The sequence below is a fragment of the Pseudomonas sp. R19M genome, from assembly GCF_050312585.1.
GTDB classification, from domain to species: Bacteria; Pseudomonadota; Gammaproteobacteria; order Pseudomonadales; family Pseudomonadaceae; genus Aquipseudomonas; species Aquipseudomonas palleroniana.
Genome location: NZ_JBNPJV010000062.1, coordinates 197,015 through 221,196, shown reverse-complemented (window position 1 = coordinate 221,196; position 24,182 = coordinate 197,015). Strand labels below are relative to the sequence as shown.

The 24,182-nt window shown below is 59.6% G+C and carries 22 protein-coding genes and 1 pseudogene; 8 read left to right on the top strand and 15 right to left on the bottom strand.

Going from position 1 to position 24,182, the window contains the following annotated elements; all coding sequences use genetic code 11:
• Positions 1-62 precede the first annotated feature (62 nt).
• The 5 genes from ACQRBT_RS13480 to ACQRBT_RS13460 all read right to left on the bottom strand — a co-directional run bounded on the left by ACQRBT_RS13480 (position 63) and on the right by ACQRBT_RS13460 (position 4,243).
• Positions 63-809, bottom strand: a complete 747-nt coding sequence (locus tag ACQRBT_RS13480) for a YebC/PmpR family DNA-binding transcriptional regulator (protein WP_412046771.1) — start codon at positions 807-809, stop codon at positions 63-65.
• Positions 810-959: 150 nt separating this feature from the next.
• Positions 960-2,735, bottom strand: a complete 1,776-nt coding sequence (gene aspS, locus ACQRBT_RS13475; protein WP_060754192.1) for an aspartate--tRNA ligase — start codon at positions 2,733-2,735, stop codon at positions 960-962.
• A gap of 107 nt (positions 2,736-2,842) precedes the next feature.
• A complete protein-coding gene (locus tag ACQRBT_RS13470) occupies positions 2,843-3,064 on the bottom strand; it encodes an FmdB family zinc ribbon protein (RefSeq protein ID WP_010208103.1) in 222 nt (73 codons plus the stop codon).
• Between the two features lie 182 nt (positions 3,065-3,246).
• Positions 3,247-3,588, bottom strand: coding sequence for a ribbon-helix-helix domain-containing protein (locus ACQRBT_RS13465; RefSeq protein ID WP_060754193.1), 342 nt, complete (start codon positions 3,586-3,588; stop codon positions 3,247-3,249).
• A gap of 181 nt (positions 3,589-3,769) precedes the next feature.
• The gene (locus tag ACQRBT_RS13460; protein WP_090368861.1) at positions 3,770-4,243 is read right to left on the bottom strand and encodes a Dps family protein; all 474 of its coding nucleotides are present in this window, start codon (positions 4,241-4,243) and stop codon (positions 3,770-3,772) included.
• Positions 4,244-4,671: 428 nt separating this feature from the next.
• On the opposite strand from ACQRBT_RS13460, the gene ACQRBT_RS13455 reads away from it, so the two are divergent.
• Positions 4,672-5,274, top strand: a complete 603-nt coding sequence (locus tag ACQRBT_RS13455; RefSeq protein WP_090368859.1) for a cold-shock protein — start codon at positions 4,672-4,674, stop codon at positions 5,272-5,274.
• 72 nt (positions 5,275-5,346) lie between these two features.
• On the opposite strand, the gene ACQRBT_RS13450 is transcribed toward ACQRBT_RS13455, so the two are convergent.
• Positions 5,347-5,553 carry a SlyX family protein gene (locus ACQRBT_RS13450; protein WP_015885618.1) on the bottom strand — a complete coding sequence of 69 codons (207 nt, stop codon included), beginning with the start codon at positions 5,551-5,553 and terminating at the stop codon, positions 5,347-5,349.
• A 3-nt stretch (positions 5,554-5,556) separates the two neighbouring features.
• Complete coding sequence (locus ACQRBT_RS13445; protein WP_244385169.1) at positions 5,557-5,982, bottom strand: HIT domain-containing protein; 426 nt, start codon at positions 5,980-5,982, stop codon at positions 5,557-5,559.
• Between the two features lie 743 nt (positions 5,983-6,725).
• On the opposite strand from ACQRBT_RS13445, the gene ACQRBT_RS13440 reads away from it, so the two are divergent.
• Positions 6,726-8,027, top strand: coding sequence for an OprD family porin (locus tag ACQRBT_RS13440; protein WP_244385168.1), 1,302 nt, complete (start codon positions 6,726-6,728; stop codon positions 8,025-8,027).
• A gap of 187 nt (positions 8,028-8,214) precedes the next feature.
• On the opposite strand, the gene ACQRBT_RS13435 is transcribed toward ACQRBT_RS13440, so the two are convergent.
• Entirely contained in the window at positions 8,215-9,057 is an 843-nt protein-coding gene (locus tag ACQRBT_RS13435; protein ID WP_060754198.1) for a mechanosensitive ion channel family protein, read from the bottom strand.
• Positions 9,058-9,192: 135 nt separating this feature from the next.
• Positions 9,193-9,678, bottom strand: a complete 486-nt coding sequence (locus ACQRBT_RS13430; protein ID WP_060754199.1) for a YajQ family cyclic di-GMP-binding protein — start codon at positions 9,676-9,678, stop codon at positions 9,193-9,195.
• A gap of 123 nt (positions 9,679-9,801) precedes the next feature.
• Between ACQRBT_RS13430 and ACQRBT_RS13425 the strand changes: the two genes are divergently transcribed.
• The 3 genes from ACQRBT_RS13425 to ACQRBT_RS13415 are packed head-to-tail and all read left to right on the top strand — an operon-like array spanning position 9,802 to position 13,383.
• Positions 9,802-10,719 carry a putative 2-dehydropantoate 2-reductase gene (locus tag ACQRBT_RS13425; protein WP_205344702.1) on the top strand — a complete coding sequence of 306 codons (918 nt, stop codon included), beginning with the start codon at positions 9,802-9,804 and terminating at the stop codon, positions 10,717-10,719.
• 46 nt (positions 10,720-10,765) lie between these two features.
• Positions 10,766-12,802, top strand: coding sequence for a sensor histidine kinase (locus tag ACQRBT_RS13420; RefSeq protein ID WP_412046770.1), 2,037 nt, complete (start codon positions 10,766-10,768; stop codon positions 12,800-12,802).
• Between the two features lie 2 nt (positions 12,803-12,804).
• Entirely contained in the window at positions 12,805-13,383 is a 579-nt protein-coding gene (locus tag ACQRBT_RS13415; protein ID WP_244385165.1) for a cob(I)yrinic acid a,c-diamide adenosyltransferase, read from the top strand.
• A 110-nt stretch (positions 13,384-13,493) separates the two neighbouring features.
• Here the strand turns inward: ACQRBT_RS13415 and ACQRBT_RS13410 are convergent, their stop codons facing one another.
• The 3 genes from ACQRBT_RS13410 to secA all read right to left on the bottom strand — a co-directional run bounded on the left by ACQRBT_RS13410 (position 13,494) and on the right by secA (position 18,535).
• Entirely contained in the window at positions 13,494-14,438 is a 945-nt protein-coding gene (locus tag ACQRBT_RS13410) for a Nudix family hydrolase (RefSeq protein WP_060754203.1), read from the bottom strand.
• A 20-nt stretch (positions 14,439-14,458) separates the two neighbouring features.
• Entirely contained in the window at positions 14,459-15,676 is a 1,218-nt protein-coding gene (argJ, locus tag ACQRBT_RS13405; protein WP_060754204.1) for a bifunctional glutamate N-acetyltransferase/amino-acid acetyltransferase ArgJ, read from the bottom strand.
• A 123-nt stretch (positions 15,677-15,799) separates the two neighbouring features.
• Complete coding sequence (gene secA / locus ACQRBT_RS13400; protein WP_090368847.1) at positions 15,800-18,535, bottom strand: preprotein translocase subunit SecA; 2,736 nt, start codon at positions 18,533-18,535, stop codon at positions 15,800-15,802.
• A gap of 304 nt (positions 18,536-18,839) precedes the next feature.
• Between secA and ACQRBT_RS13395 the strand changes: the two genes are divergently transcribed.
• Positions 18,840-19,295 (top strand): DUF721 domain-containing protein, encoded by a 456-nt coding sequence (locus ACQRBT_RS13395; RefSeq protein WP_412046769.1) that lies wholly within the window; start codon positions 18,840-18,842, stop codon positions 19,293-19,295.
• 3 nt (positions 19,296-19,298) lie between these two features.
• Here ACQRBT_RS13395 and ACQRBT_RS13390 read toward each other — a convergent pair whose 3' ends face one another.
• Entirely contained in the window at positions 19,299-20,777 is a 1,479-nt protein-coding gene (locus ACQRBT_RS13390; RefSeq protein ID WP_060754207.1) for a helicase HerA-like domain-containing protein, read from the bottom strand.
• 205 nt (positions 20,778-20,982) lie between these two features.
• Here ACQRBT_RS13390 and ACQRBT_RS13385 point away from each other — a divergent pair.
• Both ACQRBT_RS13385 and ACQRBT_RS13380 read left to right on the top strand, forming a co-directional pair.
• Positions 20,983-22,014, top strand: a pseudogene (locus tag ACQRBT_RS13385) (HAMP domain-containing protein); the annotation flags it as partial.
• Positions 22,015-22,107: 93 nt separating this feature from the next.
• Entirely contained in the window at positions 22,108-22,872 is a 765-nt protein-coding gene (locus tag ACQRBT_RS13380) for a methyl-accepting chemotaxis protein (RefSeq protein ID WP_372241681.1), read from the top strand.
• A gap of 34 nt (positions 22,873-22,906) precedes the next feature.
• On the opposite strand, the gene ACQRBT_RS13375 is transcribed toward ACQRBT_RS13380, so the two are convergent.
• Both ACQRBT_RS13375 and purU read right to left on the bottom strand, forming a co-directional pair.
• Entirely contained in the window at positions 22,907-23,077 is a 171-nt protein-coding gene (locus tag ACQRBT_RS13375; protein ID WP_178126881.1) for a hypothetical protein, read from the bottom strand.
• An 80-nt stretch (positions 23,078-23,157) separates the two neighbouring features.
• Positions 23,158-24,006 (bottom strand): formyltetrahydrofolate deformylase, encoded by an 849-nt coding sequence (purU, locus tag ACQRBT_RS13370; RefSeq protein ID WP_005790961.1) that lies wholly within the window; start codon positions 24,004-24,006, stop codon positions 23,158-23,160.
• Positions 24,007-24,182: the final 176 nt, after the last annotated feature.

Below are 24,182 nucleotides of genomic sequence, written 5' to 3'. Positions count from 1 at the left end.
TAAGTCGACTGAACCACCGCTATCGGGAGCAAGCCCCCTCCCACATGGATCTGCATCGCCCTTCAGCCTAGCTGTTCGGCGACGGATTCCGGGATGTCCGCGTTGGAATACACGTTCTGTACATCATCCAGGTCATCAAGCATATCCAGCATCTTCAGCACTTTCTGCGCGCCGTCCAGGTCCAGCTCGGCGCTGGTGGTCGGCAGCATCACGATTTCCGCGTCGGTGCCTTTGAAACCAGCGGCGTCCAAGGCGTTACGCACAGCGTAGAAACTGACGAACGAGGTGAACACGTCGATGGAGCCATCTTCGTTGGTCACCACATCGTCGGCGTCCGCCTCCATCGCGGCCTCCATCAGCGCATCTTCATCCGTTCCCGGTGCGAAGCTGATCTGCCCCTTGCGCTCGAACAGGTAAGCCACCGAACCGTCGGTACCGAGGTTGCCGCCGCACTTGCTGAATGCGTGGCGCACGGCCGCAGCGGTGCGGTTGCGGTTGTCGGTCATGCACTCGACCATTACCGCCACACCGCCTGGACCGTAGCCTTCGTAGCTCAGTTCGACCATGTCGTCGGTGTCGGCGGCGCCGGCGCCGCGGGCCACGGCACGGTCAATGATGTCACGGCTCATGTTCGCGCCAAGGGCCTTGTCGAGCGCCAGGCGCAAGCGCGGGTTGGAACCCGGATCACCACCGCCCTGACGGGCCGCGACGGTCAGCTCACGAATCCACTTGGTAAAGATCTTGCCCTTCTTGGCATCCTGACGCTCTTTGCGGTGCTTGATGTTCGCCCACTTGGAATGGCCAGCCATAACACAACTCCGAAATTCTGTAGAAACCTTATCAACCCCGCCCCAGGGCGGACTTTTCTTTTTAAAGTGCAGCCCTTGTAACGCAAAGGCGCATCCGAAGATGCGCCTTTTTAGACTGCGTAAACCTCAGTGCGCTTTCACGCAGCGGCCTTACTCAGCCTTCGGCGTCTCACGCAGGCGAATGTGCAGCTCGCGCAGTGCCTTGGCATCCACCACACCCGGCGCCTGGGTCATGACGTCCGCAGCACTCTGGGTTTTCGGGAAGGCAATCACTTCACGGATCGACTGGGCGCCGGTCATCAGCATCACCAGACGGTCCAGGCCGAACGCCAGGCCACCATGGGGCGGCGCGCCGTACTTCAGGGCGTCGAGCAGGAAGCCGAACTTCTCTTCCTGTTCCGCTTCGTTGATGCCCAACAGGCGGAACACCGCTTGCTGCATCTCTTTACGGTGGATACGGATCGAACCGCCGCCCAACTCCGTGCCGTTGAGCACCATGTCGTAGGCACGGGACAGAGCGCCCGCCGGGTTGGCTTCCAGCTCGGCCGGCGAGCACTTCGGCGCGGTGAACGGGTGGTGCAAGGCGCTGAAGCTGCCGTCGTCGTTCTCTTCGAACATCGGGAAGTCAACGACCCACATCGGGGCCCACTCACAGGTCAGCAGGTTCAGGTCATGACCGAGCTTGATACGCAGTGCGCCCAAGGCTTCGCTGACGATCTTGGCCTTGTCGGCCCCGAAGAACACGATGTCGCCGTCGACTGCACCGACGCGATCGAGGATCGCGTTCAGGTTCTCCAGCGGAATGTTTTTCACGATCGGCGATTGCAGGCCGTCAACACCGTTGGCGCGCTCGTTGACCTTGATGTAAGCAAGGCCCTTGGCACCGTAGATGCCGACGAACTTGGTGTAGTCGTCGATCTGCTTGCGCGGCATGCTCGCGCCGCCAGGCACGCGCAGGGCGGCAATACGGCATTTCGGATCGTTGGCCGGGCCACTGAACACCTTGAAATCAACTTCTTTGAGCTGATCGGCCACGTCCACCAGTTCCAGCGGGTTACGCAGGTCTGGCTTGTCGGAACCGTAGCGGCGCATGGCTTCTTCGAAGGTCATGTGCGGGAACTCGCCGAACTCCAGGCCCAGCACTTCCTTGAACAGGTTGCGGATCATTTGTTCGGTCAGGCCCATGATCTCTTTTTCATCGAGGAAGCTGGTCTCGATGTCGATCTGGGTGAATTCCGGCTGGCGGTCGGCGCGCAGGTCTTCGTCGCGGAAGCACTTGGCGATCTGGTAGTAACGGTCGAAGCCGGCCACCATCAGCAGTTGCTTGAACAACTGCGGCGATTGCGGCAGGGCGAAGAACGACCCCGCGTGGGTACGGCTAGGCACCAGGTAGTCACGTGCGCCTTCCGGCGTGGCACGGGTCAGGATCGGTGTTTCAACGTCGAGGAAGCCGTTCTCGTCGAGGAAGCGACGGATGCTGGTGGTCATGCGCGAACGCAGGCGCAGCTTCTCGGCCATTTCCGGGCGACGCAGGTCCAGGAAGCGGTAGCGCAGGCGGGTTTCTTCGCCCACGTCGGAGTATTCGTTGAGTGGGAACGGCGGAGTTTCGGCCTCGTTCAACACTTCCAGCTCATAGCCCAGCACTTCAATACCGCCGGACGCCATGTTCTTGTTCACGGCACCAGCCGGACGCAGGCGCACCTTGCCGGTGATCTTCACGACGTATTCGCTGCGCACACGGTCGGCGGCGGCGAAGCTCTCGGCGCGGTCCGGGTCGAACACCACCTGGGCCAGACCATCACGATCACGGATATCGAGGAAGATCACCCCGCCGTGGTCGCGACGACGGTGAACCCATCCGCAAAGGGTGATTTCCTGACCTTCCAGGGTCTCGTTCAGTTGGCCGCAATAGTGGCTGCGCATCATGGTAGTGGTTTCACTTCTCGTAATTCGAAATTCGGTGGAGGCCCGCCTCGTCACCGTACATTAAAGCAGGGGACGGATAATGCAGGAGCCTGCGCGTAGAGTTCAACTCAGTCTGCTTTGTCGCCGCCCGCCAGGTTCTTCTTCGAACCGGTCTTGAAGTCGGTTTCGTACCAGCCGCTGCCACTCAGGCGAAAGCCCGGCATCGACAACATCTTCTTCAGCTCAGGCGCCTGGCAGGCAGGGCAATCGACCAGCGGTGCTGCGCTGATCTTTTGAATGGCTTCCAACTGATGACCACAGGAAGCACATTGATAGTCGTACATGGGCATGGAGATGTCTCGGCGATCAGATCGTTACGGCGCCACGCCTGCTCATTGCTCCATGGAGCACGAAGAAAGCCGGCATGCGCGGCAAAGCGCGGGATTATATCTGGTAAATCGGCACAGCGCAGCCGCCTTTCTGCCCGAAGCCCGGCCCGCCTTGACAGTGGGCCGGCTTCGCTACCGCCAGGCTAATCGGGGGGCATGAGGGCAACGCGGCCTTTTAACAGGTGAACCACGCATACCACCCTGACCAGCCCGCTGAAGTTTTTCACCCCCCCATACCGCAAGTGCACTTCCCGATCGACATAGGACAACAATGCACTGACCGAGCAGGCATTGATCCTGGCTATTTCCGTGAGGATATTCCAATAGATCTGTTCAAGCCGCAGGCAGGTGGAAAACCCATTGAGCCTCACCGACCGCGACAGCGGTTTGGCCAGCCCCATGTCGAACCCCTTGGCGAAGGGGTCGACCTTTATCTTGTGAAAACCGCAGGTCTCCATCACTCCCTTACCCATTCCGCGTGACATACACCTGACACTCCATTGCCAAACAGCAGCCCATGGGCTTGTCCCATTGGGCAGTGGGCCTATAAAACAGCAGGACGCGAGGAGCAGCCAGAAGACACGGCGTTGATAATCGTAGGACAACGCCAGGAAGTGCACGGAAACAAGCGGGCAGCGCCAGGAAGGCGCCACCCGGGTTTAACCTTTACTGGTTTTCAAGCAGGGAGCGCAACATCCATGCGGTTTTTTCGTGGACCTGCATGCGCTGGGTCAACAAGTCCGCCGTCGGCTCGTCGCTGACCTTGTCGAGCAATGGGAAGATGCCCCGCGCGGTGCGCGTTACCGCTTCCTGGCCGGCGACCAGTTGCTTGATCATCTCTTCGGCGCTCGGCACACCCTCCTCCTCCTTGATGGAAGAAAGACGGGCGTAGATCGAATAAGCACCCGGTGCCGGGAACCCCAGGGCACGGATGCGCTCGGCAATGGAGTCCACCGCCAGCGCCAGTTCGTTGTACTGCTCTTCAAACATCAAGTGCAGCGTACGGAACATGGGGCCGGTGACGTTCCAATGGAAATTGTGGGTTTTCAGATACAACACATAGGTATCGGACAGCAGCCGTGAAAGTCCGTCGACGATGGATTTACGATCGTCTTCACTGATACCAATATCGATTGCCATGTTTTTCCCCTTCAATTGACGAGCATTCATTGATCAGGTGCAGGACCACTCTAGCAAGAGTGCCGGCGGCGTGCAGCCCGCCCTCCCGAGGTGGAGTGCGGCAAATCGTCCCTGTGCGGCTTGTCGGCCCGCGACCGGCAAGCCTTCAGGGAGTAGGAAAATGCCGAAAATGCCGCTCAAAAAACCCGCACCTGTCTAGGACAAGCGTTTGACGCAGAAATGCCCAAGCAGCCGCAACACCCCGAAATGCTTGATTTGAGTAGGCACAGCCTTTGCTGTTAAATAGGTGACGTGGGGCGGCCGTTCATTTCTGCGGCACATCCCATAGGCTGATACCCGCGCACGTGCTCAACGCCTCCCATTGTTCAGAAGCGAACCGTGCCGGTCAGCTCTTCCTTAGTGTTCCGTCTTAACGTGAGTTAATCAAAATGTTGAAAATCGTCCACCTGCTAACGGGCGTTGCAGCTTTGCTGCTGTCGTTTATCCCGAGCCTGCAGCCTGAAAGCCTGCCCTATCTGGAACAACACGATGCCCTGTACCTGGCCTTGTTCGGCCTTCTCAACCTGGCGCTCGCACCGGTAATTCCTTACTGGAACAAAGGCACGCGTCATCAACTGCAAAACCTGGTCAGCGCGCTGCTGGTACTGACCGTTGTCGTTCAAACCCTCACCCTCCTGGCACCGATGCCTGAAGTGGGCGGCCATCCGGCCATCCTGCTCAGCCTGGTGATTGCTGTGGTCGCCATCGTTCTTCACCTGGCCATCAGCTTCTACCGCTCGTCCCCTGCGGCCGCGTCGCAAAACTACGACATGACCAACCGGGATACCGGTACCGTCAAGTGGTTCAACACGTCCAAAGGCTTCGGCTTTATTTCCCGCGACTCGGGCGACGATATTTTCGTCCACTTCCGGGCTATCCGTGGCGAAGGCCATCGCGTCCTGGTCGAAGGCCAGCGCGTGGAGTTCTCTGTCATGAACCGTGACAAAGGCCTGCAAGCCGAAGATGTCATCGCTGCACTGCCGCGTCGCTGACCCCAGCCTGCGCAGCAAAAAAAACCGCGACCCAGCCTGCTGGATCGCGGTTTTTTTATTCGCGCCGATTGATCAATAGTGCGGCGGCGGCGCTTCTTCTTCAGACGTCTCGAACTGGCCACCCATTTCTTCCTGGCGCTTGAGCAGCGCGGTCATCTGCAGTTGCAGGCGCTCGACGGCCCGCTGCTGGGTAACCAGAATGTCATTGAGGGTTTCGATGGTGTCGTCCTGGAAGGCCAGGCGGCTTTCCAGGTCAGTGACGCGGTCTTGCAGGTCCATGGTTCAATCCTGGGTAAAAATGAAGCTGGCAGGCAATAGCTCGCGCAATCGACTACGGATAGCCGCCACTTGCTCTTCAGTGTAAGGCTGCGCCGGATGCTTGCCCCAGACCGGTGCAGGCCAGGCGGCGTCATCGTGTTTACGCACGATCACATGCACGTGCAACTGGCTGACCACATTGCCCAATGCACCAATGTTCATCTTATCGGCCGCCAGCCCTTCATTGAGCAGCTGCGCCAGGGCGGTGGTTTCCTGCCACAGGGTCTGCTGATCGGCAACATCCAGTTGAAACACTTCACTGATACCTTCAATACGCGGAACCAGGATGAACCAGGGGTAATGGGCATCGTTGGACAGCAGCAGGCGGCAAAGCGGGAAATCCCCTATGACCTTCGTGTCTTGTTGCAGGCGTTGATCCAAGGCGAACACGTGAGTACTCCGTTGCGCGGGTCGATTTCAGGCGCCCAGCATACCTTCGATTGCATGCAGCTTCACGGCGAATGCGCAGGGCCTTGAGTCAACCGACGAAAATTCATGCCCTGTTTCGATGCAGGCCAATAGTTGAGCTACGCTGATCCTGGTCGCTAGCAGTTGCACCAAAATGACCCACTTGTGCCTCAAAGAGATCCGCCGATTACCCACCAAGGAGTGTGAACCGGTAACGTTTTGCTCTGGCACAGGATTCATGGACCACCGAAGGGGTAAACGGCACGTGCGTCAAGCCCAAACCAAACGGCGTAAAAAGCCCGTGCTTATGCGGTTTTTACAGGGCCGTAATGTTTTTCACGAAAAAATGACATTCGGTTACCCCTTTGTGCACGCTTGTTGCATTCACACCCACATCGTCGGCAACGACACTCGCCTGGAAGCCGGTGTTTCGCGATAAAAAACAGCAGCGTTTCAATGCACGCCAAGGATGAGTTCAAACTTCGAAGGGTGGTTTGAAAGAGTATTGAAGTTGTCAGCCCAGTTACAGTCGGGCTGTGAATTTGCGACATGGAGCTAGCGATTTACGACAGCCTCGTAAAGAAGCTGAAAGGATAGATGGGTAAGTATCGTCAATAACGTCTGCGTGATATAACTTTGCGCCGACACAAAAAAGAAAGAGCCGCCCAGATAAAAATACAGGTGGGACGGCAGTACTCTTCCTAAAACCAAAGGAGCAAATCACGATGCGCGTGATGAAGTGGAGCATGATCGCCCTGGCTGTTTCAGCAGGCACCTCGCAGTTCGCAATGGCGTCCGCCCAGGACGACTCCAAGGGCTTTATCGAGGACAGTACAGCCAGCATTCTGACTCGTACTCTGTACTTCAGCCGTGACTTCCGTAACAACGCGCCAGGCACCCAGAGCCGCCGCGAAGAAACGGGTCTTGGCTTCCACGGTCTGTTCAGCTCGGGCTACACCCAAGGCACCATCGGGGTCGGTGTCGATGCCATCGGCTTGCTGGGCCTCAAACTCGACAGCGGCAAGGGCCGCGCCGGTACCGGCCTGTTCCCTAACGGCTCCGACGGCCGTGCGCAGGACGACTATTCCAAGGGTGGCGCAGCCATCAAGTTCCGTATTTCCGATACGGTCCTGAAAGTGGGCGACCAATACACCACCGCTCCGGTATTCGCATCCGACGACAGCCGCCTGCTGCCAGAGCTGCCGCAAGGTATCTCGATCACCAGCAACGAGATCAAGGGCCTGAAACTGGAAGCCGGTCACTTCACCTCGATCGTTGCCCAGGACCACACCTACAAGGACAGTATCGCCAGCGCCGAGCCAGGCACCGGTACCGGCCTGCGCGATGCCAACTTCGTCGGCGGCGTGTACTCCTGGACGCCTGAGTTCACCACCAGCCTCTACTACTCGAAAGTAGAAGACTACTGGAAGAAGCTCTACGCCAACGTGAACTGGACTCACGCGCTCGACAAAGATCAGTCGGTAGCCGTTGACTTCAACATCTACAGCACCAAAAGCGACGGTGCCGGCCTGCAACGCGCAGAAAAAGACGGCACCACCAAACTGGATAACCGTGCCTACAGCTTGCAAGGCGCGTATACCTACCAGGCTCACACATTTACCTTGGCCTACCAGAAGGTCAGCGGTGACGGTGACTACGGCTATGGCGTAGACGGTGGCGGCACGATTTTCCTGGCCAACTCCGTCGCCCGTTCCGACTTCAACGCTGAAGACGAGAAATCCTGGCAAGCTCGCTATGACCTGAATATGGCCACCTTCGGCGTGCCAGGCCTGAGCTTCATGACTCGTTACGTCAGCGGTAGCGGCGCCAACACCGGCACCACGTCGAACGGTAAAGAGTGGGAACGCGACATCGAAGCCAAATACGTGATCCAGAGCGGCCCGGCCAAAGACCTGAGCCTGCGCGTACGTCAAGCGACCTATCGTTCGTCTGACGGCGTGTACTACGGTTCGGCGTCCATCGACGAACTGCGTCTGATCGCGCAATACCCGCTGAACATCTTGTAATTAGCCGTTTGATTGCAATGATGATTTAAGGCATCCGCCTTAACTAAAAAGCCGCTCCCCTGTTCACAAGGGAGCGGCTTTTTTATTGCAGTTATATTTCACTGGAAAAATAGCAAGCTAACTAACCAGACAAAAACCCGCACACCTGACCTGACCGCTCAGCCAAGTTTTGCAGCATCACACTTAGTTACTTCGTAGCACTTTCCTGCATTACACGAATAACCCGCTGCGGAAACGGAATATCAATACCTGCCGCTTTCAAACGATCACGCGCCAGTTCATTGAGCATGAACATCACATCCCAATAATCCGCCGTCTTGGTCCAGCAGCGCAGCGAAACGGTGATCGAACTGTCGCCCAAGGTCGACACCACGGCTACCGCCGCCGGGTCGGCCAGTACGCGAGGGTCCTTGGCCAGTTCCAGCAGCACTTCACGGGCTTTCTGCAGATCAGCGTCATAGTCCACACCCACATCAAACACCACCTTGCGGGTCGGCTGACGGTTGGTGTTGGTGATGATGCCGTTGGACAGGCTGCCATTCGGGATGATCACCGTCTTGTTGTCGCCGGTGCGCAACACGGTGTGGAAGATCTGGATACTGTCGACGGTACCCGAGGTGCCCTGGGCTTCGATCCAGTCACCAATGCGGAACGGGCGGAACAACAGAATCAGCACGCCACCGGCAAAGTTCGCCAGGCTGCCTTGCAATGCCAAGCCAATGGCCAAGGTCGCGGCACCAATCGCAGCCACGAACGAGGTGGTTGCCACGCCGATCATCGAGGCCACGTTGACCACCAGCATCACCTTGAGCGCGATGTTCGCAAGGCTGGTGATGAAGTGCTGCAGCGCCAGGTCCGCATTGCGCAGCGCCAGCAAACGCCCGACCCGATGGGTCAAGACGTTGATCAGCCACCAGCCGATGGCCAGGGTGACCACCGCCAGTAAAAACCGGCTGCCGTATTCCATGATCATCGGGACCCACGACTGCGAGGTCTTGATCAACTGATCCACTTCTGCGTTTAAATCCATGTAGCTTCTCCTGTTGGGCGGTGTGCGGCTTTATCAACTGCCTGAAAACGCAAATGAGCCCCTTGGGGCTCAATGGCAGGCGCAGGTTCCGGGGCGTGGGACGTCAAAAACGCCGACGGGTTCCCCGCAGAGCCATCAGTCGCGGAAGTTATTGAACTGCAGCGGCATGTCGAAGGACTTGGCGCGCAGCGCTGCGATCGCTTCTTGCAGGTCATCACGTTTCTTGCCCGTGACCCGCACCTGCTCACCCTGGATGGCAGCCTGCACTTTGAGCTTGGCATCCTTGATGTGGGCGACGATTTTCTTGGCCAGCTCTTTGTCGATGCCTTCCTTGAGGACGGCTTCCTGCTTCATCAGCTTGCCCGAAGCGTAGGCATCCTTGATTTCAAGGCATTGCGCGTCGATCTTGCGTTTAACCAGGGACAGCTTGAGGATCTCGATCATCGCTTCCAGCTGGAAATCGGCTTCAGCGGTCAGGTTGACGGTCAGTTCCTTTTCCTTGAATTCGAAGCTGCCCTTGCCTTTCAAGTCATAGCGACGGTCCAGCTCCTTGACGGCGTTCTCGACGGCGTTGGTGACTTCGTGTTTGTCCAGTTCGGATACCACGTCGAACGAAGGCATGTCATTTCTCCAATATAAGGGGCGGGCTCAGTAGAGATGGAGCGCGCCCGAGCTAAAATGCCGGGGCATTATAGCGGTTCTTTCGCCGCGTTCACTGCGAGCAGCCCTACGGAGTAAAAACTGATGTCGACCACCTGGCACATTCTCGGCGCCGGCAGCCTGGGCACCCTCTGGGCTGCGCGCCTGGCACGCGCTGGCCTGCCCGTACGGCTGATCCTGCGTGATGATGCACGCCTGGCCAGCTATCGGGCGGGCCCGGGGTTGACGCTGGTCGAACAAGGCATAGCGCACACCTATCCGGTAATCGGCGAAACGCCTGACAGCCCGGAACCGATTCATCGCCTGCTGGTGGCGTGCAAAGCCTACGACGCGCAAAGCGCAGTAGCCCAGTTGCAACATCGATTGGTACCGGACGCCGAACTGGTCCTGCTGCAAAACGGCCTCGGCAGCCAGGACGCCGTCGCAGCCCAACTGCCCCAGGCCCGCTGCATCTTTGCCTCCAGCACCGAAGGCGCATTCCGCGACGGCGACTGGCGCGTGGTATTTGCCGGCCATGGCTATACGTGGCTGGGCGATGCCGCCCACCCCACGCCACCGCTATGGCTGGATGACCTGCACGCCGCGGGCATCCCCCACGAGTGGAGCACCGCGATTCTCACGCGCCTCTGGCGCAAGCTGGCCCTCAACTGTGCGATCAACCCTTTGACCGTGCTGTACCAGTGCCGCAACGGCGGCCTGCAAAGCCATCAATGTGAAGTGGCGACCCTGTGCGCCGAGCTGACCGAGTTACTCGAATGCAGCGGCCAGCCGGCCGCTGCCGAGCATTTGCACAGTGAAGTGGAACGGGTGATCCAGGCCACCGCCGCCAACTACTCGTCCATGTACCAGGATGTGGCCAACCGCCGCCGTACCGAAATCAGCTACCTGCTGGGCTACGCCTGCGAAGCCGCTGCCCGCCATCAATTGGCCCTGCCGCACCTGCAACAGGTACAGGCGCGCCTGGTCGAGCACTTGCGTGCACACGGATTGGCCAGCGACTGAGGCACGCGCTACCCTGCCTACCTGTCTATCACCTGGGAAAACCCTGATGCCACTGCGCCAGCGTCTTGAAAATCTACCGGTAGGGCAGAAACTGCTGGCCGCCTTGCTGGTGTTGTTGACCACCGTATTGTTGGTGGCCAACCTGACGTTCATCAGCGCGGCTTACTGGATCTCCCAGGAAAGCATGGCGCCCCAGGCGCTGCAGGCCATCGGGCGGTTGGTGTCCAACCCGTCACTGGCCGCTGAAGCCCTCGAATCGCCTACCAAGGCCGAAGCCCTGCTCAATGAACTGACCAGCTATTCACCGCTGCGCGCCGCTGCGTTGTATGACGGCGAAGGCACTCGCCTGGCGCAGATGCAGCACGCCAATCGCCTACACCTGCCAGATAATTACCGGCATATCGAGGCTTGGCGCCTCACTGAGTTTCGCAGCAACCAGGTCATCACCCTGCCCCGTCCCGGCCAGCCTCCCGGGCATCTGCTACTGGTGGCCAGCAGCGAACTGCCGATGGCCTTTTATACCGGCACGCTGACGGCTAGCCTGGGCATCCTGATTTTCAGCGTGCTGCTGTGGCTGGTCATTGCCCGACAGATCAAGCGCCTGATCACTCGCCCCATCCACGAACTGGAAGAGCTGTCGCGTCAGGTGACTCGCGAAGAGAACTATTCCTTGCGCGCCGGGCGCGGCAACCATGACGAGATCGGCAGCCTGGCGGAAGCCTTCAACACGATGCTGTCGCGCATCGAAGCCCGCGAGCAGCAGCTCAAACGCGCCCGTGATGACTCCCAAGCCGCTTACGACCAAGCCCAGGGCCTGGCCGAGGAAACCCGTCATACCAACCGCAAACTCGAGCTGGAAGTACAGGTTCGCAGCAAGATCGAGAAAAAACTCACCGGTTTCCAGAATTATCTGAACAGCATTATCGACTCGATGCCGTCGGCGCTGATCGCCTTGGACGAACAGCTCTACGTCACCCAGTGGAACCAGGAAGCCAGCGCTCTTTCCGGGACACGCCTGGATGAGGCGCTGAATCAACCGATCTTTCTCGCCTTCCAGCCGCTCAAACCCTACCTGAGGCAACTCAAGGCCGCGGTCGAGCAGCACAGCGTGGAACGCATCGAGCGCGTCACCTGGATCAAGGATGACGAGCCCAAGCATTACGCCCTGACGTTTTACCCGTTGATGGGCGGTGCCGGGCGCGGCGTGGTAATCCGGATCGACGACATCACCCAGCGCCTGTCGCTGGAGGAAATGATGGTGCAGTCGGAAAAAATGCTCTCCGTCGGCGGGCTTGCCGCAGGCATGGCCCATGAGATCAACAACCCGCTGGGAGCCATCCTGCACAACGTCCAGAACATTCGCCGCCGCCTGTCTCCCGACCTGCCCAAGAACCTGGAACACGCCGAACAGGCGGGCATCGAGCTGGACACCGTCAACCGCTACCTGCAAAGCCGCGAAGTGCCGCAGTTGCTCGACGGCATCCAACAAGCCGGCGCTCGGGCTGCGAAGATCGTCACCCACATGCTCAGTTTCAGCCGCCGCAGCAATCGGCAGATGGCGCCCTGCGATCTGCCGGCGCTGATCGACCAGGCAGTGGAAATTGCCGGTAACGACTTTGACCTGACCATCGGCTTCGACTTCAAGGGCCAGGCGATCATCCGCCAATTCGATCCACTGCTAGGCCCGGTACCGGGCACCGCCAACGAGCTGGAACAGGTGTTGCTCAACTTGCTGAAAAACGCCGCCCAGGCCATTCACCTGCGTGAAGACGACAGCGAGCCGGGGCGCATTATCTTGCGCACCCGCCTCAACCCGCCGTGGGCCGAAATCCAGGTGGAAGACAATGGCATCGGCATGAGCGAAAGCGTGCGCAAGCGCACCTTCGAACCGTTCTTCACCACCAAGGAAATCGGCCAGGGCACCGGGCTCGGGCTGTCGGTCTCGTACTTCATCATCACCAACAACCACAAGGGCCAGATGGAAGTACAGTCGACCCTCGGCCAAGGTACCTGCTTCACGCTGCGCCTGCCCTTGGCGGGCAGCCAATTGCCACCCTACGAACTCACCCAACTGGAGCAATGACCATGGGCTTTCGCCTGTCGAAGATCTACACCCGTACCGGCGACCAAGGCGAAACCGGCCTCGGCGATGGCCGGCGCGTACCCAAGGACCATCCGCGGGTGGAGGCTATTGGCGAGGTCGACACTTTGAACAGTCAATTGGGCCTGCTGCTGGCCAATCTTGAGGAACAGAGCGGCAAGCACCCTGAACTCAAGGATGTGATCGAGGTGCTGACGCCTTGTCAGCATCGGTTGTTCGACCTGGGCGGTGAACTGGCAATGCCGGTGTACAAAGCCTTGAATGCAGCGGAAGTGGATCGGCTGGAAGCGGCGATTGACCGCTGGAATGAAGAAGTCGGGCCGCTGGAGAACTTCATCCTGCCGGGTGGTTCGGCGCTGATCGCGCAAGCTCATGTATGTCGCAGCCTGGCGCGCAGTGCAGAACGGCGCTGTCAGCAGTTGAATGCGCTTGAGCCGCTGGAAGGCGTGGGGCTTGCGTATATCAATCGGTTATCGGATCTGTTGTTTGTGGCGGCGCGAGTGATTGCCAGGCGCCAGGGTATTTCGGAGGTTTTGTGGCAGGCGGCGGCTAAACCACACTGAGGGTTGTGTAGTGACTGATCGGGCCCTATCGGGAGCAAGCCCCCTCCCACAAAGGCAACTTGCTCAACTGTGGGAGGGGGCTTGCTCCCGATGAGGCCATCAACGGCTGATCAGACTTCCGGCCAGAACGCCCGGATCCCTGCCACACCCTGAGCCCCGGCTTCCCAGGCCTGCTCTCGCTCGGCGGGCCCAAGCCCACCCAACAGAAACACCGGCTTGCTGAACCCACTGATCAACTGCGCCGCCTGCTCCCAGCCCAACGGCTGTGCATCTGGATGGGTCAGGGTCGGCTGCACCGGCGACAGCGTGACGAAATCCACATCCATCATTTGCGCCAGAGCCAGTTCTTCGGCGTTGTGGCACGAGGCCGCCAGCCAGCGGTCCTTCGGCAACGGTCGCCCCTTACTCGCGTATTTACGCAGTTGCGCCGAAGTCATGTGCCAACCGGCCGAAGGAAAGTCCCCCAGCCACTCGAACGGCCCCTTGAGCATCAACTGGGCCTTGCCGGCACACAGGCCAACCGCATCCACCGCCAGGTCACGATACTTGGGGTCGTAACCGTTGGGCGCACGCAGTTGAACCAGCTTGATACCACCGGCAATGGCTTTCTGAAGGCCGCGCAGCAGCGTGGGAGTTTCCAGCTCACCCGGGGTGATCAGGTACTCGGCAGGCAAGCGCGCAGCGGCAACGATCGGTGCATTGGCCGCCGGGAACTCATAGTTGATCAAGTCCCGAGGCGCTACCCATTCCAGCGGTTGCCCTTCGGCACCATGAGGCTCGCCGGTAAACGCCGAGACCTCCCAGACATCCAGTAACACCTGCTTGTCCGGGTAGTCATGTTGCACCTTGATCAGCGGCCGCGCCGTGGTGACCCGGATGCCCAGCTCTTCGTGCAGCTCGCGCGACAAGGCGGTTGCCACCGACTCATCGGCCTCCACCTTGCCCCCAGGAAACTCCCAGAGGCCGCCCTGATGCTGGGTATCGGCACGGCGCGCCAGCAGAATCCTGCCGTCGGCACCGCGGATCACCGCTGCTGCTACATGCACTCGTTTCACCGCGTTTATCCTCTTGGCTATCAGGTACGGTATTCCGCGTTGATCTTCACGTACTCGTGGGACAGGTCGGTGGTCCAGATGGTTTCGCTGCACTCGCCACGACCCAGCTCGATACGGATGGTGATTTCTTCCTGCTGCATCACCGCCGAGCCCTGGGCTTCGGTGTAGGTTTCAGCACGGGCACCGCGGCTGGCAATGCACACATCGCCCAGGAACACGTCGATCTTGCTCACGTCCAGGTCCGGCACACCGGCACGGCCAACGGCCGCCAGGATGCGCCCCCAGTTCGGGTCAGAGGCGAACAGTGCGGTCTTGATCAGCGGCGAGTGGGCCACGGTATAGCCCACATCCAGGCATTCCTGGTGGTTGCCGCCGCCGTTGACTTCAACGGTGACGAACTTGGTAGCGCCCTCGCCGTCGCGCACGATGGCCTGGGCCACGTCCATGCACACTTCAAACACCGCCTTTTTCAGCGCGTCGAACAGGGGGCCTTCGGTGGTGGTGATTTCCGGCAGGTTGGCCTTGCCGGTTGCGATCAACATGCAGCAATCGTTGGTGGAGGTGTCACCGTCGATGGTGATGCGGTTGAACGACTTGTTGGCGCCATCCAGCATCAGCTTGTGCAGCACCTCGCGGGAAACCTTGGCATCGGTGGCGATGTAGCCGAGCATGGTGGCCATGTTCGGACGGATCATGCCGGCGCCCTTGCTGATGCCGGTCACCGTGACGGTCACGCCTTCGTGCACGAACTGACGGCTCGCGCCCTTGGGCAGAGTGTCGGTGGTCATGATGCCGGTGGCGGCGGCAGCCCAGTTATCCACAGACAGGTCGTCCAGGGCAGCTTGCAAGGCGCCTTCGATTTTTTCCACCGGCAGTGGCTCACCGATCACGCCGGTGGAGTACGGCAGCACTTGGCTGGCGTCTACGCCCGCCAATTGGGCCAGCTTGGCGCACGTGCGCGCAGCGGCAACCAGGCCTGGCTCGCCGGTACCGGCGTTGGCATTGCCGGTGTTGGTCAGCAGATAACGAATCGAACCGGCAACGCGCTGCTTGGCCAGGATCACCGGTGCCGCGCAGAACGCGTTGAGGGTGAACACGCCCGCGACGGTCGAGCCTTCGGCACAGCGCATCACCACCACATCCTTGCGCCCCGGACGCTTGATACCGGCCGAAGCGATACCGAGTTCGAAACCGGCAACCGGGTGCAATGTGGGCAAAGGACCAAGACCAACAGCCATGAATGCGCTCCTCAAAAATAGGGGGTGTCTGTGCCGTCGTAAGCGACGGTGAAATTAATGGCAAAACGCCGCGACGGCAAAAGCCGGTCGCGGCGCGGAGTATTGCAGCGTCGGGCGAAAATCTTATTCGATCTGGCCGTGGCAGTGTTTGAATTTCTTGCCCGAACCGCAGTAGCACAGTTCGTTGCGGCCCAGCTTCTGATCGTTGCGAACCGGCGTTTGAGCCAGCGCCACATCCACCTCTTCGCCCAAGACTTCAGGCGCTTCCAGGCCCGGTGCCTCGTCATGCTGGAACTGCATGCGGGCGGCCAGCGCTTCGGCTTCCTGACGCAGGCGAGCTTCTTCCTCGGCCGGATCTTCGCGACGCACCTGAACGTGGGACAGCACGCGAATCGAATCGCGCTTGATCGAGTCCAGCAGTTCGGAGAACAGCGTGAACGACTCGCGCTTGTACTCCTGCTTCGGGTTCTTCTGGGCGTAGCCACGCAAGTGGATGCCGTGACGCAGGTGATCCATGGTCGACAGGTGGTCTTTCCACAGGTCGTCCAGCACGCGCAGTACGATTTGTTTTTCGAAGGTGCGCAGTGCTTCGGCACTCGCCTGCTCTTCTTTTTCGTTGTACGCGGCCAGCAGCTCGGTCATCAGCTTCTCGCGCAGCGTCTCTTCGTACAGGTGATCGTCTTCGTCCAGCCACTGCTGAACCGGCAGGTCAACACCGAAGTCGCTCTTCAAGGCCGCTTCCAGGCCGGCGACATCCCACTGCTCAGGCAGGGACTGTGGCGGGATATGGGCGCTGACGGTGGCGTTGAGCACGTCCTGACGGAAATCGGCGATGGTCTCGCCAATGTTGTCGGCGGCCAGCAACGTGTTACGCATGTGATAGATCACTTTACGCTGTTCGTTGTTGACGTCGTCGAACTCGAGCAGTTGCTTACGAATGTCGAAGTTGCGGCCTTCGACCTTGCGCTGCGCCTTCTCGATGGCGTTGGTCACCATGCGGTGCTCGATCGCCTCGCCGGACTGCATCCCCAGGGCTTTCATGAAGTTCTTCACCCGGTCCGAGGCGAAGATACGCATCAGGCTATCTTCCAGGGACAGGTAGAAACGGCTGGAACCGGCGTCACCCTGGCGACCGGCACGGCCACGCAGCTGGTTGTCGATACGACGCGATTCATGACGCTCGGACGCAATCACCTGCAGGCCACCGGATTCCAGCACGGCCTGATGGCGTTTCTGCCAGTCGGCCTTGATCTGGGCGATCTGCTCGGGGCTCGGGTTTTCCAGTGCCGCGACTTCCACTTCCCAGTTACCGCCCAACAGGATGTCGGTACCACGACCGGCCATGTTGGTGGCAATGGTCAGCGCGCCTGGGCGACCGGCCTGGGCGATGATCTCGGCTTCTTTTTCGTGGAACTTGGCGTTGAGGACCTTGTGCTCGATACCTTCCTTGTTGAGCAGGTTGGACACGTGCTCGGAAGTCTCGATGGTAGCGGTACCCACCAGGATCGGGCGGCCTTTGGCCATGCCGTCCTTGATATCGTTGATGATTGCCGCGTATTTCTCTTCGGCAGTCAGGAATACCAGGTCGTTGAAATCCTTACGCGCCAGCGGCTTGTTCGGTGGAATCACCATCACGGCCAGGTTGTAGATCTGGTGGAATTCGAACGCTTCGGTATCGGCCGTACCGGTCATGCCGGACAGCTTGTTGTACAGACGGAAGTAGTTCTGGAAGGTCGTCGACGCCAACGTCTGGCTTTCAGCCTGGATGTTGAGGTTTTCCTTGGCTTCGATGGCCTGGTGCAGGCCTTCGGACAGACGGCGACCGGGCATGGTACGCCCGGTGTGTTCGTCGACCAGCACGACCTGGCCGTCCTGCACGATGTATTCAACGTTGCGATGGAACAGCTTGTGGGCACGCAGGCCGGCGTAGACGTGGGTCAACAGGCCCAGGTTGTGTGCCGAGTACAGGCTTTCGCCCTCGGCCAGCTCCCCGATCTGGGTCAGCATTTCTTCGACGAACTGGTGACCGGCTTCGTTGAGTTCGACCTGACGGGTCTTCTCGTCGATCGTGAAGTGACCTTCTTTGGTCACGACGCCTTCCACTTCTTCGATGTGCTGGGTCAGACGCGGAATCAGTTTGTTGATTTCGGTGTACAGGCGCGAGCTGTCTTCGGCCTGGCCGGAGATGATCAGCGGAGTACGGGCTTCGTCGATCAGGATGGAGTCGACTTCGTCGATCACGGCAAAGTTGAGTTCACGCTGGAATTTTTCCTCCATGCTGAACGCCATGTTGTCGCGCAGATAGTCGAAACCGAATTCGTTGTTGGTACCGTAGGTGATGTCGGCAGCGTAGGCGGCACGCTTCTCTTCCGGCGGCTGGAACGGCGTTACCACGCCGACGGTCAGGCCGAGGAATTCATAGAGCGGGCGCATCCAGTTGGCGTCCCGGCGAGCCAGGTAGTCGTTCACCGTCACCACGTGCACGCCCTTGCCGGACAGTGCGTTGAGGTAAACGCCCAGGGTTGCCACCAGGGTCTTGCCTTCACCGGTACGCATTTCGGCAATCATGCCTTCATGCAAGGTCATGCCGCCGATCAACTGAACGTCGAAGTGGCGCATGCCCATGACACGCTTACCGGCTTCACGGGCGACCGCAAAGGCTTCGGGAAGCAGTTTGTCGAGGGTTTCACCTTTGGCTATGCGGGCCTTGAACTCTTGGGTCTTGGCGCGCAATTGGTCGTCCGAAAGGGCAACCATCTGCTCTTCGAGGGCATTGACCAGTTGCACCGTCTTGAGCATGCGTTTGACTTCGCGCTCATTCTTGCTTCCAAAAAGTTTCTTTAACAAAGGCGCAAACATATCGGCAGGTTCTTCCACACATAGGGATGGAGGGCGCACCGTGAGTGGCCCGAGCAGCCCTCACGGCCGCATGCGAACGCGCATTCTACCCGGAATCGTGGGTGAGGAAAGTGGCGTTATTGCACGAGGCAGGCATGGCACTGTGAGAGGCCCTTTTTAAAATAAGGGCTTTTACTGGAACTTCAACCCATGGAAGGCAGAAGTTACCGATTGATTTTACGGGAAAACTACGCGGACGCATGGCCAGGGGGCTTATGGGCGCTTTCTGTTAAGATGACCACTCTGTTACTTCAGGTGTCTATATATGGCGTTACGCCATCAACCAGCCCGCGCGCCCGGCGCGTTGCTTCGCGAAGCCAAGCCGTTGAAAGCCATCTTTGGCCATGCACAACGCCTGGGCCTGCTGCAACGCCTGCTCGAAAGCCAGTTGCAACCGGCCGCGCGTGAACATTGTCATGTAGCGTCGTGGCGGGAAGGCCATTTGCTGCTGATTGTCACCGATGGCCATTGGGCCACCCGGTTGCGCTATCAACAAAAACGCCTGCAACGACAACTGATGGCCTTTGACGAGTTTGCCGGCCTGACGCGCATCCAGTTCAAAGTGCAGCCCCCAGCCGTGCAGCCACGCGCAGCGGGGCATACGGTGGACCTCTCGGAAAATGCGGCCGAAACCATTCAGGCTACGGCCGATGAGATCAGTGATCCGGGCCTGCGCGCGGCGCTGGAGCGGCTGGCCGCCCACGCCAGGCGCAAACCCTGACCGCTATTTGCGCTTGCCGCCGCCCAACAGCGACCCCAACAACCCACGCACCAACTGGCGGCCCATCTGATTGGCGGCCTGCTGCATCGCTGATTTCAGCGCCTTGCCTGCCGTCGTGCCCAGAAATGCGCCGGCCTTGTCGGTAAAGCTCGGCTCTTCGGCCGCCGGCTTGCTTGGTTCCTCGGGCCCCAGGTCCTTGCGAGCCATCAGCACTTCATAGGCCGACTCACGATCTATCGGTTTGTCGTAGCGCCCGAGCAAAGATGAACGGGCGATCAACGCAGCCCGTTCGGTCTCAGTGAGCGGCCCGATCCGCGATTGTGGTGGCGCGACCAGTACCCGCTGGACAACTTCCGGTGTGCCTTTTTCCTGCAAGGTGCCCACCAGCGCCTCGCCGGTGCCCAGTTCGGTCAGCACCGCCAAGGTATCGAACGCCGGGTTGGGGCGAAAACCCTCGGCCACCGCCCGCAGGGATTTCTGTTCCTTGGTGGTGAAGGCTCGCAAACCGTGTTGTATGCGCAGCCCCAGTTGCGCGAGCACCGTGTCAGGCAAGTCACCCGGGGATTGCGTGACAAAGTACACGCCCACCCCTTTGGAGCGAATCAGGCGCACCACTTGCTCCAAACGGTCCTGCAGGGCCTTGGGCGTGTCCGCGAACAACAAATGCGCTTCGTCGAAAAACAACGCCAAGAGCGGCTTGTCGGCATCGCCACGCTCAGGCAGTTGCTCGAACAACTCAGCCAGAAGCCACAACAGGAAGGTCGCGTAGACCTTCGGCGCCTCATGCACCAAGCGGCTGGCGTCCAGCAGGTGGATCCGCCCACGCCCGTCGCCGTCGGGCTGCAAAATATCTTCGAGCTGCAGGGCCGGCTCGCCAAACAAGGCTTCGGCACCCTGCTGCTCCAGCACCGCCAGGCGCCGCAACAGCGCCTGGCTGGAGCCGGTGGTCATCAACGCCGCATCGTCGCCCAGCAGTTCCGGGTGATAGCGCAGGTGGTTGAGCAGGGCCTTGAGGTCCTTGAGATCCAACAGCAGCAAGCCCTCACGATCCGCTACCTTGAAAGTGGCATAGAGCGCCGACTGTTGGCTGTCAGTGAGTTCCAGCAGGCTGCCGAGCAACAACGGTCCCATTTCGCTGATCGTCGTACGCAATGGATGGCCGGATTGTCCGTGGATATCCCACAGCGTGACCGGGTAAGCCTGCGCGGTGTAATTGAGGAAAGGCATGCCTGCAATGCGCTCGGCGACTTTACCCTGGGGGAAGGCTGCGGCACCCAGGCCGCAGAGATCCCCCTTGATGTCGGCGGCGAATACCGCCACGCCCGCATCGCTGAAGGCTTCCGCGAGGCGTTGCAGGGTGACGGTCTTGCCCGTACCTGTGGCACCGGCAATCAGGCCATGGCGGTTGGCCAGGCGCATGGCCTGAGCAATGGGCTGGCCGTCAGGGCCGGCACCGATAAGAAGTTGCGTGGAGTCAGGCATTTCGTCACCTATGGTTAATCTTTAGTGCAGCCAAGCCGATACAGGCCAATGTGAGACCCACAAAGTCTAAAAATAGGTCGGAGGGTTCCTACAAAAACCCACAGAGCTATCACCAGAAGTACCACACCTTTTTTGACGCTGCCATTTTGCGCCTCCCAAAAGGACGCGCTTTGGATATTTAAGACCTTAGCGGACCCTACAAGCCATGAATAAAAACCTGCGCTTCAGCCACAAAATCCTGCTTGCAGCCGCCCTTATCGTCATCGCCGCCTTCGCGTTGTTTACCCTCTATAACGACTATCTGCAACGCAACGCGATACGCGACGACCTGAATAACTACCTGCATGAAATGGGCGGTGTCACCGCCAGCAACATTCAAACCTGGCTTGCCGGGCGTATCGTGCTGGTGGAAAACGCCGCACAAAACATCGCCATCAATCCCGAACCGTCCGCCGTCGCCAACTTACTGGAACAGAAAGCGCTGACCTCTTCCTTTATGGCGACCTACGTCGGCGACAGTAAAGGGGCCTTTACCATCCGCCCCGATGCCAAGATGCCGGACGGTTTCGATCCGCGCGTCCGTCCCTGGTACAAAGGCGCCCAGAGCAGCAACGGTTCGACCCTGACCGAACCCTATATCGATGCGGCCACCGGGCAGTTGATCATTTCCATCGCCACCCCCAGCGCCAAGGGCGGCCAGAGTATTGGTGTGGTGGGCGGCGACCTGAGCCTGCAAACCCTGGTAGATAACATCAGCGCGCTGAACTTCGGCGGCATGGGCTACGCGTTCCTGGTCAGTGCCGACGGCAAAGTGCTGGTGCACCCGGACAAAAACCTGGTCATGAAGACTCTGGCAGAGGTGTACCCGAAGAACACCCCCAAGATCAGCGCCGACTTCAGCGAAGTCGAGGCCAACGGCAAAACCAATATCGTGACCTTTACACCGATCAAGGGTTTGCCATCGGTGAACTGGTACCTGGGCGTTTCGGTAGATAAAGACAAATCCTTCGCGATGCTCAGCCAGTTCCGCACGTCGGCGGTGATCGCCACGATCATCGCCGTGGTGATCATCATCGCCCTTCTGGGCATGCTGATCCGCGTCTTGCTGCAACCATTGAATTTGATGACCCGGGCCATGCAGGACATCGCGGATGGCGAGGGCGACCTGACCCGACGCCTGACCATCCAGAATCATGACGAATTCGGCACCCTGGGCGAGGCGTTCAACCGGTTCGTGGAGCGTATCCATACTTCGATTCGCGAAGTGTCCTCGGCCACCGAACAGGTCAACGAAGTGGCCTTGCGGGTGGTCAGCGCCTCCAACTCGTCGATGGTCAACTCGGACGAACAGGCTAATCGCACCAACAGCGTCGCCGCCGCCATCAACCAACTGGGCGCCGCCGCCCAGGAAATCGCGCGCAACGCGGCACAGGCTTCGCAGCAAGCCAGTGACGCGCGGAGTTTGGCCGAAGACGGTCAGCAAGTGGTGGAAAGCAACATCAAGGCGATGAACCAACTGTCCGAGATGATCAGCGCTTCCGGCAACAATATCGAAGCGCTCAACAGCAAGACGGTCAATATCGGCCAGATCCTCGAGGTGATCACCAGCATCTCCCAGCAGACCAACCTGTTGGCGCTCAACGCCGCCATCGAAGCTGCGCGGGCCGGGGAGGCCGGCCGAGGGTTTGCGGTCGTGGCCGACGAAGTGCGCAACCTGGCTCATCGCACCCAGGAATCGGCGCAACAAGTGCAGAAAATGATTGAGGAGCTTCAGGTCGGCGCTCGGGATTCCGTCAGCACCATGAGTGAAAGCCAGCGCCACAGCCAGGACAGCGTGGAGATCGCCAACCTGGCCGGCGAACGGTTGAGCAGCGTGACCCAGCGCATTGGCGAGATAGACGGTATGAACCAGTCAGTCGCTACCGCCACCGAAGAGCAGACCTCCGTGGTGGAGTCGATCAACATGGACATCACCGAAATCAACACCCTCAACCAGGAAGGTGTGGAAAACCTGCAATCAACCCTGCGCGCCTGTACCGACCTGGAGCAACAGGCATCGCGCTTGAAGCAACTGGTGGGCAGTTTCCGGATCTGACGCCCAGGCCCGTCGCTGATACAGCGGCGGGCCGCTATTTTGCCGGGGGCTCGTCTTTACGCCGCTCCTGCTCCCACAACTCGGCGGCGCCAGGAAACTCGGTGCCGTCTTCTGCGTCCAGCGCGTCCGGGTCATACCGGCTCAAACACCCCTCCCCCAATGTTGCCGGGGCTTTTGACGTGGCTTTATCCAGCGGGTCGCTCATCACTCAGTCCTGCGCAGATGTAAAAAGGGCCTGGGTCGATTTAACGCCCAAGCCCTTCTGACTTCAATCACAACGCTGGATCAGAACACGACGGTCTTGTTGCCGTGTACCAGTACGCGATCTTCCAGGTGATAACGCAGGCCACGCGCCAGCACCATCTTCTCGACGTCACGGCCGAAACGCACCATGTCTTCAATACTGTCACTGTGGCTGACACGCACCACGTCCTGCTCGATGATCGGACCTGCGTCTAGCTCTTCGGTAACGTAGTGGCAAGTTGCGCCAATCAACTTCACGCCGCGCAGGGATGCCTGGTGATACGGCTTGGCCCCGACGAACGACGGCAGGAAACTGTGGTGAATGTTGATCACCTTGCCGGCGTATTCGCGGCACAGTTCCGGCGGCAGGATCTGCATGTAGCGCGCCAGCACCACCACGTCGGCCTCGTGCTGCTTGACCAGACGCGAGACCTCGGCGAACGCGGGCTCCTTGTCCTGCGGATTGACCGGTACGTGGTAGTACGGGATGCCATGCCATTCGACCATGCTGCGCAGGTCGTCATGGTTGGAGATCACACAGGCGATCTCGCAATCGAGCTCATCGCTGTGCCAGCGGTGCAGCAGGTCGGCGAGGCAGTGGGACTCACGACTGGCCATCAGCACGACACGCTTTTTCTGTTCGGTGTCGGTGATGTGCCAGGTCATCGAGAACTCTTCGGCGATCGGCGCAAACGCCTCGCGGAAGGCCTCAAGACCAAAGGGCAGCGTGTCGGCACGGATTTCGTGCCGCATGAAAAACCAACCGCTGAGATCGTCCGAGTGATGGCTCGCTTCGGTGATCCAGCCATTATGGGAGGCCAGAAAGTTACTGACTTTGGCAACGATGCCAACCCGGTCCGGGCAAGCAATCACCAGCCGAAAAGTGCGCATTAGGGGGAAACTCCAGAACTTCGCAAAGGCCGCCATTCTAGCGATTGCGCAGAAAAACTGCAGTATTCCTTGCACCTTATTCTGAATCCAGACCGAGAGGACACCCCTTAATAGCGTAAGGTTTTACCTCGTCTATATGACCGTACAACGGCCAGCTCAAGGAATTATCAAAAAAT